Annotated in this window: 9 protein-coding genes; 6 read left to right on the plus strand and 3 right to left on the minus strand. The window is 73.6% G+C overall.

All coding sequences use genetic code 11. The annotated features are described in order from the left end of the window. Nucleotides 1–338: 338 nt before the first annotated feature. The 3 genes from aceE to B9S61_RS39235 all read left to right on the plus strand — a co-directional run bounded on the left by aceE (nucleotide 339) and on the right by B9S61_RS39235 (nucleotide 5044). Nucleotides 339–3044 carry a pyruvate dehydrogenase (acetyl-transferring), homodimeric type gene (gene aceE / locus B9S61_RS39225; RefSeq protein WP_103546503.1) on the plus strand — a complete coding sequence of 902 codons (2706 nt, stop codon included), beginning with the start codon at nucleotides 339–341 and terminating at the stop codon, nucleotides 3042–3044. Between the two features lie 77 nt (nucleotides 3045–3121). Continuing rightward, nucleotides 3122–4099 carry a YafY family protein gene (locus B9S61_RS39230; protein ID WP_103546505.1) on the plus strand — a complete coding sequence of 326 codons (978 nt, stop codon included), beginning with the start codon at nucleotides 3122–3124 and terminating at the stop codon, nucleotides 4097–4099. Between the two features lie 423 nt (nucleotides 4100–4522). Next, complete coding sequence (locus B9S61_RS39235) at nucleotides 4523–5044, plus strand: DUF4240 domain-containing protein (protein WP_103546506.1); 522 nt, start codon at nucleotides 4523–4525, stop codon at nucleotides 5042–5044. 49 nt (nucleotides 5045–5093) lie between these two features. On the opposite strand, the gene B9S61_RS41365 is transcribed toward B9S61_RS39235, so the two are convergent. Next, nucleotides 5094–5270, minus strand: a complete 177-nt coding sequence (locus B9S61_RS41365) for a hypothetical protein (RefSeq protein WP_181007742.1) — start codon at nucleotides 5268–5270, stop codon at nucleotides 5094–5096. Next, on the minus strand, nucleotides 5267–6187 hold the full coding sequence (locus tag B9S61_RS39240) for a peptidoglycan recognition protein (protein WP_360388838.1): 921 nt from the start codon (nucleotides 6185–6187) through the stop codon (nucleotides 5267–5269). The genes B9S61_RS41365 and B9S61_RS39240 overlap by 4 nt, the downstream gene beginning before the upstream one ends. Nucleotides 6188–6383: 196 nt before the next feature. Here B9S61_RS39240 and B9S61_RS39245 point away from each other — a divergent pair, with 196 nt between their 5' ends. Beyond that, on the plus strand, nucleotides 6384–7568 hold the full coding sequence (locus tag B9S61_RS39245) for a MarP family serine protease (protein WP_103546509.1): 1185 nt from the start codon (nucleotides 6384–6386) through the stop codon (nucleotides 7566–7568). Between the two features lie 136 nt (nucleotides 7569–7704). Here the strand turns inward: B9S61_RS39245 and B9S61_RS41370 are convergent, their stop codons facing one another. After that, nucleotides 7705–7866 (minus strand): hypothetical protein, encoded by a 162-nt coding sequence (locus B9S61_RS41370; RefSeq protein WP_181007743.1) that lies wholly within the window; start codon nucleotides 7864–7866, stop codon nucleotides 7705–7707. Nucleotides 7867–8008: 142 nt separating this feature from the next. On the opposite strand from B9S61_RS41370, the gene B9S61_RS39250 reads away from it, so the two are divergent. Further along, nucleotides 8009–8911 carry a TIGR01777 family oxidoreductase gene (locus B9S61_RS39250; protein ID WP_103546511.1) on the plus strand — a complete coding sequence of 301 codons (903 nt, stop codon included), beginning with the start codon at nucleotides 8009–8011 and terminating at the stop codon, nucleotides 8909–8911. Between the two features lie 225 nt (nucleotides 8912–9136). Continuing rightward, entirely contained in the window at nucleotides 9137–10534 is a 1398-nt protein-coding gene (locus B9S61_RS39255) for an NAD(P)/FAD-dependent oxidoreductase (RefSeq protein ID WP_103546510.1), read from the plus strand. Nucleotides 10535–10681 lie beyond the last annotated feature (147 nt).

Raw genomic sequence — 10681 nt, forward strand, 5'->3', positions numbered from 1 at the left:
GCGCCGGAGGCGGCGTGCGCCAGGTGGTGCGGTACGAAGCGGACGGCTGCTGCGCGATCGGCCACGACGGGCCCGCAGCCGCCGTACCGCAGAACAGCCCGAGCTCTTCTGCGCACACACCCCCTCACCTGCGCAAACTCCCCGAAGGGACAGTCACCCCGTGCCACCGCCGGAGGCACCGCGTGCCGACTTTCTCGGGATCGAGAGGTTTTACCCTGAACCCTTTGATCGATCATCGATCAGGGAGTTATGGTCACCGTTGGGCTTTCACCCGAGCCCTCCGCCCTGTCCTGCCAAAGACCTAGGGCACCCCCCCTTCGACTGAGGAAGGCGGCGACATGACGACCGACCCCAACGCCATCCAGCCGAGCGAGCTCGACCAGCTCCCGGACCGTGACCCCGAGGAGACCGCCGAGTGGCAGGCCTCCCTGGACGCCGTCACCCAGGCGGCCGGGCCGCACCGTGCCGCGTACCTGATGCGCCGCACCCTGGAGCGCGCCGAGGGAGCCGGCATCGCGCTGCCGAAGCTCCTCGAGACCGATTACGTCAACACCATCCCCACCTCCGCCGAGCCCGCCGTGGACGGCGACGAGGCGCTGGAGCAGCGGATCACCGCCTGGAACCGCTGGAACGCGGCCGCCATGGTGACCCGGGGCAGCAAGTACGGCGTCGGCGGCCACATCGCCACCTTCGCCTCCGCCGCCTGGCTCTACGAGACCGGCTTCAACCACTTCTTCCACGGCAAGGAGGGCGACGGCTCGGGCGACCAGCTCTACATCCAGGGCCACGCCTCCCCGGGCATCTACGCCCGCGCCTTCCTCGACGGCCGGATCGGCGAGGAGCAGCTCGACAACTTCCGCCGCGAGGCGGGCGGCAACGGACTGCCGTCGTACCCGCACCCGCGCCGGCTGCCCTGGCTGTGGGAGTTCCCCACCGTGTCGATGGGCCTCGGGCCGATCTCCGCGATCTACCAGGCGCGCTTCAACCGCTACCTGACCAGCCGCGGCATCAAGGACGTCGCCGACTCCCACGTCTGGGCGTTCCTCGGTGACGGCGAGATGGACGAGCCCGAGTCGACGACCGCGCTCACCCTCGCCTCCCGCGAGCAGCTGGACAACCTGACCTTCGTCATCAACTGCAACCTGCAGCGCCTCGACGGACCGGTCCGCGCCAACTTCAAGATCGTGCAGGAGCTGGAGGCCCAGTTCCGCGGCGCCGGCTGGAACGTCATCAAGACGCTGTGGGGCACGGCGTGGGACGAGCTGTTCCGGCTCGACACCACCGGCGCCCTCGTACGCCGGCTGCGCGAGGTACCGGACGCCCAGGTGCAGACGTACCAGACGCGCGGCGCCGCCTACATCCGCGAGGACTTCTTCGGCAAGGACCCGGCGCTCGCCGAGATGGCGAAGCTGCTGAGCGACGACAAGATCCTCGAGTGCTTCCACCTCTCGCGCGGCGGCCACGAGGCCCGCAAGGTCCACGCCGCGTACGAGGCCGCGCTCGCCCACAAGGGCGCGCCGACGGTGATCCTGGCGCAGACCGTCAAGGGCCACACCCTCGGCGAGGGCTTCGCGTCCAAGAACGCCAACCACCAGATGAAGAAGCTGACGGTGGAGCAGTTCAAGGAGATGCGCGACCGGCTGGAACTTCCGGTGTCCGACGCGCAGTTCGTCGACGGCGTGGTGCCCTACGTCCACCCGGGCGCCGACTCCCCCGAGGTCCGCTACCTCCAGGAGCGCCGCGCCGCCCTCGGCGGTCCGGCCCCGGCCCGCCGGGTGCACCCGGTGGCGCCCCTGCCGCAGCCCGCCGACAAGGCGTTCGCCGCCTTCGACAAGGGTTCCGGCTCGCAGAACGTGGCCACCACCATGGCGTTCGTCCGCCTCGTCAAGGACCTGGTCCGCGACAAGGAGACCGGCAGGCGCTGGGTGCCGATCGTCCCCGACGAGGCCCGCACCTTCGGCATGGAGAGCCTCTTCCCGTCCCTCGGCATCTACTCGCCGATGGGCCAGACGTACGAGCCGGTCGACCGCGACCAGCTGATGTACTACAAGGAAGCGAAGAACGGCCAGATCTTCAACGAGGGGATCACCGAAGCCGGCGCCATGGCCGAGTTCGTCGCCGCCTCGACGTCGTACTCGACGCACGGCGAGACGATGATCCCGTTCTACATCTACTACTCGATGTTCGGCTGGCAGCGCACCGGCGACCAGATGTGGCAGCTCGGCGACCAGATGGGCCGCGGCTTCCTGGTCGGCGCCACGGCGGGCCGTACGACGCTGACGGGCGAGGGCCTCCAGCACGCCGACGGCCACTCCCCGGTCATCGCGGCGACCAACCCGGCGGCGCTGACCTACGACCCGGCGTTCGCGTACGAGATCGGTGTCATCGTCAAGGAGGGTCTGCGCCGGATGTTCGGCGAGGGCAGGCCGGGCGAGGACCAGGACGTCTTCTACTACCTGACGGTCTACAACGAGCCGGTGCCGCAGCCCGCCAAGCCGTCGGCCGCCGGTGTCGACGAAGGCATCGTCAAGGGCCTGTACCGCTTCAGCACGGCGGAGTCCGCGGGACTGTCCCCGGCGGCGAACGCCCCGCGCATCCAGCTGCTCGGCTCCGGTACGGCGATCCACTGGGCGCTGAAGGCGCAGCAGCTGCTCGCCGAGGAGTGGGGCGTGGCCGCCGACGTGTGGTCCGCCACCTCCTGGACCGAGCTGCGCCGCGACGCCATGGAGGCCGACGAGGCGCTGCTGCGCGGCGAGGACCGGATGCCGTTCGTCCGGCAGGCGCTCCAGGGCGCCGAGGGCCCGGTGCTGGCGGTCTCCGACTACATGCGCCAGGTCCCGGACCAGATCGCGCAGTGGGTGGAGCAGGACTACTCGTCGCTGGGCGCCGACGGCTTCGGTCTGTCGGACACCCGTGACGCGGCCCGCCGCCACTTCGGTGTCGACGCCGAGTCCATCGTCGTCGCGGCCCTGGCCCAGCTGGCCCGGCGGGGCGAGGTCAAGGGCGCGGCCGTGAAGGAAGCGCGCGAGAAGTACGGCCTGTAGGGCTTGACGGCCTGGAGGGCTTGATCGCCGCAGGGACCCCCGTCACACCCGGCGGGGGTCTCTTGCATGATGGGCGCATGCGTGCCGCCCGGTTGATCAAGATGGTGCTGCTGCTCCAGTCCCGGCCCTCCATGACCGCCGCCGAGCTGGCACGGGAGCTGGAGGTGTCGGAGCGGACCGTCACCCGCGACGCGCAGGCGCTGTCGGAGGCCGGCGTGCCGGTGTACGCGGACCGGGGGCGGATCGGGGGCTACCGGCTGGTCGGCGGCTACCGGACGCGGCTGACGGGGCTGGCCCGCGGTGAGGCCGAGGCGCTCTTCCTGTCCGGGGTGCCGGGGGCGCTGCGCGAGATGGGGCTGGAGGACGCGGCCTCGGCGGCCCGCCTGAAGGTGTCGGCCGCCCTGCTGCCGTCCCTCCGGGACGCCTCCCGCACGGCGGCGCAGCGCTTCCATCTGGACGCCCCCGGCTGGTTCAGCGAGCCGGCGACGCCCGGACTGCTCCCGGCGGTCGCGGACGCCGTGTGGGACGACCGGCGGATCACCGCCCGCTACCGGCGCGGCGAGAGCGAGGTGGAACGGGAGCTCGAGCCGTACGGGCTCGTGCTCAAGGCGGGCACCTGGTACCTGTGCGCGCGGGTGGCGGGGCAGGGGTCCTTCCGGGTGTACCGGATCGACCGCTTCAGCGCGGTGGACGCGGGCGGGGAGCGTTTCCACCGCGCGGAGGAGTTCGATCTGCCGGCGTTCTGGGAGGAGCGGGCGGAACAGTTCGCCCGCTCGATCCTGCGGGCGGAGGTGGTGGTGCGGCTCTCCGCGGAGGGCGTGCGCCGGCTCCCGCATGCCGTGGACCCGCTGTCCGCCCGGGAGGCGCTGGCCCGGGCGGGCGGACCGGACGAGGACGGACGGGTGACGGTGACCCTGCCGGTGGAGTCCGAGGAGGTCGCCCACACACAGCTGACGGCACTCGGGCCGGAGGCCGAGGTCCTGGCACCGGCGGCCCTGCGGGAGCGGTTCGCGGGCCAGGCGGCCCGGCTGACGGAGCTGTACCGGCCACGCTAGCCGCGGAACACCCCAGGGCGGCACGCGCCCCCCTCGGCGGCCGAACACCGTCGTCACCCGACCCGACCCCCACACCGGCGACACAACCGACTCCGACACCCCCGCCCGGCACTCCGCACGACGCCGGATAGGGGCCAGGGACCCAGGGGCGCGGGGAACTGCGCGAACGGGGGTCCGGGGGCGGAGCCCCCGGGGACGATGGGGGTACCTCCCGCTCGAGCGAAGCCGAGAGTGGGGGAGGGAAGGGGCGGCGGGGCGAAAGAAGGCCCGAGGGGAACAGGAGACCGAAGAGGCTCCGGGCGGGAGCGCCCCGGCGGACAGGACGCGAACGAGCAGAAGAAGCCCAGGTGCCCCGCCACCGCCCGGAGACGACACCGCACTGCGGGTGCGTCCGGCCACCGCAGGGACGATGCTTGACGCGTGATGGACGAGACGGAGTTCTGGGAGCTGGTGGACACCGCCCGGGAGGACGCCGAGGGCGACCCGGAGGAGCAGGCCGACCTGCTCGTGGAGCGGCTCCTGCGCCGGGACCCCGAGTCGGTCCTGGACTTCGCCCGTCACTTCGAGTCCCGCTACCACCGCGCCTACCACTGGGACCTGTGGGGCGCCGCGTGGGTGCTCCTCGACGGGGCGGGCGACGACGCCTTCGACTACTTCCGCTGCTGGCTGATCGGCCAGGGCCGCGAGGTCTTCGAGGGCGCGCTGCACGACCCGGACGCGCTGGCCGACCTGCTCGACGACGACTTCGACGAGGAGATCGACGGCGACGGCGAGGACCTCGGTTACGCGGCGGACGAGGCGTACGAGCAGCTCACCGGGGCGGTGGCACCCGATCTGGGGCTCCCTCCGGCCCCCGAGGAGCCGGAGGGCACACCGCTCGGCTTCGAGAACGAGGCACTGCTCGCCGAACGCTATCCGCGCCTCTGGGAGCGGTTCCGGGAATAGGGGACCGTCCGGCGGATCGAAGCGAGGGCTGCGGCGGGCGCCCGGGGGGTCACAGGCGTCGGTGCGGGCTCGGTGTGTGGCGCAGGGGGGCGGCGTTGGCCTGCATGAGGGTGGAGGCGGTGTGGGCCGTCGGGCCCAGCACGACGGCCGCCGCGGCGCACAGCGCCCTCCAGGGGCGGCGCAGGACGTCCGCCCAGGTGGTACTTCGATCAGGGGTGTCGCTCATGACGTCTGCTCTTCGTTCTGTGTGACGTTCTGCTTCGGGGCGTCGTGTGTGTCGTCGGTGGTGTCCTTCCAGGTGGCCTGCTCTGTGGTGTCGCGGCCCTGGAGGCGGGCCGCGAGGGTCCTGATGTCGGGGAGCCGGGCCTTCAGAGCGGCGCCCGGGCAGCTGGTCATGTAGCCGTCGCTGTGTCCCGCGACCGCGTGCAGCGTGGCGGTGGTGCCGGCCGCGTAGCGGCTGCCGCCGTTGCTGGAGACCAGCCGCACCTCGGCGCGCGGGTCGGTGCCGGAGGTGCCGAGCTTCCAGGCGGACAGTGCGGCGATCGCGTCCAGCATCCCGGACGGTACGTCCGCGCCCTCCGTGAAGGTGCCGAGGGCGGCGATGCCGGTGGTGCCGTGGTTGAAGCCCTGGGTGTGGGCGCCGGTGACGGGGCGGTCGGTGCCGCCCGCGCGGCCTTCGTAGATGGTGCCGCAGCGGTCGACGACGAAGTTGTAGCCGAGGTCGTCCCAGTCGCGGCCGAGGGTCTGGCCCTCGTACAGGCCCTTGATGATGCCGGGCGAGTCCGCGCAGTCGTAGCCGTTCGGCGAGTCGGTGTGATGGACGAAGACGGCGACGACCTCGGCGTCGTAGCGCGGAGGCGGCTGTTCGCGGGCGTTGTCGCCGAGCCAGACCGCGCGCGGCACGATCGGCGGCCGCGGGGCCTGGAAGGCGGGTGTGGTCCGGACGGCGGCAGCGGCGCCGGTGGAGCCGGCGGCCCGCTCGACGCCGTAGGCGCAGAGCACGAGGGAGACGGCGGCGGCCAGGCCCGGCAGGCAGCCGAGCGCCGCCGTGGCGGTTCGGGGCAGCCGGGGGGAGCCGGGCCCGCCGGGTATCCGGGACGGGCGGCGTTTCCGCGCTCCGCGCGGTCGTCCGGTGACACGCATGGTCTCACTGTGGGTCCGATCGGCGGGGTCCGCGATATGTGCTGTGCCACCCGGTGGAACCATTGCGTCGGTCGGTGACGTTTTCCCCAGTGCACGCGCGTGGCCGCATTCCGGCGGCCGCCCCGCGCGAGGCTGATCACCGGGCCCTTCCGCCCCGTATTGATGGGTCGGTGGTCCCGAGAGAAAGGCGGCGTGCGTGGCACTGCTCGACATCCTGCTGTTGCTGGTCGTCCTGGCCTACGCGGCGTCCGGTTACCGGCGCGGACTGCTGGCCGGCTGTGTCTCGCTGGCCGGTTTCGTGGGCGGTGCGGTCGTCGGTGTGTGGATCCTGCCGTGGGTCATGGACCTGGTGACGGCCGGGACGACCCGGGCGACGGTGACGGCCGTGTTCACGGTGCTGCTGCCGGCCGTGGTGGGCCATGAGCTGGCGGGGCGGCTGGCGCTCAGGCTGCGGCGGGAGCTGGACCGGGGCCCGCTGCGGGTGGCCGACGGGATCGGTGGCGCGCTGGCCAACTCGGTGGCCGTGCTGATCGTGGCGTGGGTGGTGGCGAGCGTGCTGGGGGTGTCGTCCTCCCCGCCGGTGACGTCGGCGATCCGGGACTCGCGGGTGCTGGACACGGTGCAGGACGTGATGCCGGAAACCACTCCGGGCTGGTTCTCCGGGGCCACGTCGGCGCTGACCGAGGCGGGCTTCCCGCAGGTGTTCAACCCGTTCGAGAACGAGTCGACCGCCGAGGTCGCCGAGCCCTCCGGGGACAGTGTCACCGCGGCCGCGACCCGCGCGGCACAGCGCAGCACGGTCAAGGTGGAGGGTGTCGCGGGCGCGCAGGGCCGCGAGGGCAGCGGGTTCGTGTACGCGCGGGAACATGTGATGACCAACGCCCATGTGGTGGCGGGCATCGACGAGCCGACGGTGCGGGTCGGCGGGGTCGGGCGGACGTACGAGTCGCGGGTGGTGCTCTTCGACCCGCAGAAGGACGTGGCCGTGCTGTACGTGCCGGATCTGCGGGCCCCGGTGCTGGAGTTCGTGGACGACGCGGGACGCGGCGATTCGGCGGTGGTCGCGGGCTATCCGCAGGACGGCGATCTGAACCTGCAGGCGGCGACGGTGGCGAACCGGATCCAGGCCCGGGGGCAGAACATCTACAACGACGCGTCGGTGACCCGCGAGATCTACGCGATCCGCTCCACCGTCCGCCCCGGCAACTCCGGCGGCCCGCTGCTGACCACCGACGGACGGGTGTTCGGCGTGGTGTTCGCGCGTTCCACCACGGACGCCGAGACCGGTTACGTGCTGACGGCGGACGAGGTCGCGGAGGACGCCGAGCGCGCGGCGGACGCGACGGCGCCGGTGCACACGGGTGATCCGTTGGCCTCGTAGGGCAGGTCGGGCCGGCGCGCAGGGCAGGTCGGACCGACGCGCAGGGCAGGTCGGACCGACGCGCAGGGCAGGTCGGACCGACGCGCAGGGCAGGTCGGACCGACGCGCAGGGCAGGTCGGGCCGGCGACCGGCCCGTCAGACGTCGTCGGCGTACGCGCCGACGACGGTCCCGCGCGCCTCCCGGGCGTCGGCGAGGCCTTGGATCTGCCGTACGTGCCTGTCGCGGGCCGGTTCGCTGGAGAAGGAGAGCCCTACGGCGGCCGCGGCGGCGGGGTCACGGCGTGCCGGCGGGACCACGTCACACGGTCGGGAAGGGCGAGCTCTCCCTCGCCGCCGGCGCGGGCGACGCGTATGGGCGGCTCGGGCATGCGGGGCACCGTACGGCGGGCCGGGCGGCCGGTTCCGTGATTCCCGGGCCGGGAAGGGCAGGATGGACGCCATGGAACGTTCGCGAATCGCGGTGGCCGGGGCGTCCGGGCTCATCGGAAGTGCCCTGGTGCGGTCCCTGACGGCGGACGGGCACACGGTGGTCCGGCTGGTCCGGCGTGCGCCCGGGGCGGCGGACGAGGTCCGGTGGGACCCGGAGCGGGGGACCGTGGACGCGGACGGGCTCGCCGGGTGCGACGCGGTGGTGAACCTGGCGGGGGCGGGCGTGGGCAGCCGGCGCTGGACGGACGCCTACAAGGCGCGGATCCGCGCCGGCCGGGTGCGGGGCACGGCCGCGCTCGCCGAGGCGGTCGCCGGGCTGGCCGGGGACGTACGGCCCCGGGTGTTCCTGAACGGCAGCGCGATCGGCTACTACGGCGAGACCGGTGACCGTACGGTCGACGAGAGCGCGCCGCCCGGTGAGGGCTTCCTGCCCCGGGTGTGCGTGGAGTGGGAGGGTGCGGCGGCGCCCGCGCGGGAGGCGGGCGTGCGGACGGTGTTCGCGCGGACCGGTCTGGTGGTGGCGCGCGGGGGCGGGGCCTGGGGCCGGCTGTTCCCGCTCTTCCGGGCCGGTCTGGGTGGGCGGCTGGGCGACGGACGCCAGTACTGGTCGTTCATCGCGCTGCACGACGAGGTGGCGGCGCTGCGTCATCTGCTCGACACCGACGGGCTGTCCGGCCCGTTCAACCTGACGGCCCCCCAGCCGGTGACCAACCGCGAGGTCACCGAGGCGATGTCACACGTACTGCACCGGCCGGCGGTGTTCGCGGTCCCCGCCCCGGTGCTGCGGACGGTGCTGGGCGAGTTGGCCGGGGATGTGCTGGGCAGCGCCCGGGTGGTGCCGACGCGGCTGCTGGAGTCGGGTTTCCGGTTCGCGTTCCCCGGGATCGAGGGGGCGGTGCGGGCGGCACTGTGACCGCACGCGACCGTATCGCGCCCGAACCGCTCCGACACTGACTCCCCTGCGACCACATCGTGCCCGTACGGCGTGCGTATGCGACCGCCGTGCGCCCGTGCTCTGCCCGTGCGCGACTGACCCGGTGACCGATCACGGCCCTAACCTCGAGCAGAACTCGGGTATTCCTGGGGCCTGTTGAGGGCATGACGTCTCCAGCGCCCGCGCAACCTCGAGGAGGGGCACGTGCTTGAGCCCACGTACCAGGCGGACGTCGTCGTCGTGGGAGCCGGGATCGCCGGACTCTCCGCGGCACGACGGCTGACCAGCGCAGGAGTCACCACCGTCGTCCTGGAGGCCGCCCATGAGGTGGGCGGTCGCATGGCGACCGAGACGGTCGACGGCTTCCGGCTCGACAGGGTCGGACGGTTGCTGTCCACGGCCTACCCCGAACTGCGGCGGGCCCCGGGGCTCGACGGGCTGGTCCTGCGGCCCTTCGACCCCGGCGTGCTGCTGCACAGCGACGGGCGGCACCATCGCGCCGGCGTCCAGCAGAGAGGGGCGCGCAGCGCGAGGGGCGCACTTCACGCGGTGCGCGCCCTTGCGGGCGCCCCCCGGCCGGGGGGCGGTCCCAGAAGGCCGGTGGCCGTACCGGGGCGGCAGGTGTCCGTGCCCCGCAGCCGCAGCGGCGCTCCACTGGGCACGGCGGTCGATCAGGCACGGCTGGGGGCCGCGCTGACCAGGCTCGCGGGCACGCCCGTCGAACGGCTGCTGTCCCGGCCCGAACTTCCCGCGGCCGAGGCGCTGGTGGCGCGGGGGCTGCCCGCCCGCACCATCGACGGCTTCCTGCGCCCGCTGCTCACCGCGCTGTTGTGCGACCCGGATCTCACCACCTCCAGCCGGTGCGCGGACCTCGCGCTGCACGCCTTCGCGAGCGGGCGGCTGTGCCTGCCGGAGGGCGGCGCGGAGGCGCTGCCGCAGCAGCTCGCGCGGACGCTGCCGCCGGGCACGGTGCACACGGGTGTGCGGGTCACGTCCGTGTCGACGACCTCGGTCACCACCGCCGAGCACGGCGAGTTCCGGTGCGGCGCGGTGCTGGTCGCGACCGGTGCGCGGGCCGCCGCCGAACTGCTGCCGGGGCTGCGGGTGCCGGGCTTCCACCCGGTGACGGTGGTGCACCACACGACGGACGAGCCGCCGGCCACGGGTGCCTCGCTGCTGCTGGACGCCGACCGGGGCGGGCCGGTCGCCCACACGGCCGTGGTGAGCCGGGTCGACCCGTCCCGGGCGCCGGCCGGCCGCACGCTGGTGACGTCGACGGTGCTGGGTGTTCCGGCGCCGGGGGTCGACACGGCCGTACGCATGCATCTGGCCCGGCTGTACGGGGTGCCCACCGCGCGCTGGGAGACGCTGGCCGTGCGTCACACCGCGGAGGCGGTGCCGGCGATGCGTCCGCCGCACGATCTGCGGCGGTCGGTGCGGTTGCTGGCGGGGCTGTACGTGTGCGGTGACCACCGGGACACGGGGTCCGTGCAGGGGGCGTTGCACTCGGCGCACCGGGCCGCGGCGGCGGTGCTCGCGGATCTGGGGGTGAGTGGTTCCCTGCATTCGGTGGAGCCGGTGCCGACGGCTCGGGCGGCGTGACGCTGCGCGGCGTGACGGGGGGGAGTTGCGCTCAGCCCGTGAGCGCGGGGGCGACGCGTGTGGGGGTGGTCCGGGGGGTGTTCGCGCAGCCCGGCGCTTGCGGGGTGCCGTCGCGCCCACCCGTGCCGCCCCAGCGGCACGACTGCC

The sequence above is a fragment of the Streptomyces sp. SM1 genome (assembly GCF_002910825.1).
Lineage (GTDB): Bacteria > Actinomycetota > Actinomycetes > Streptomycetales > Streptomycetaceae > Streptomyces > Streptomyces okerensis.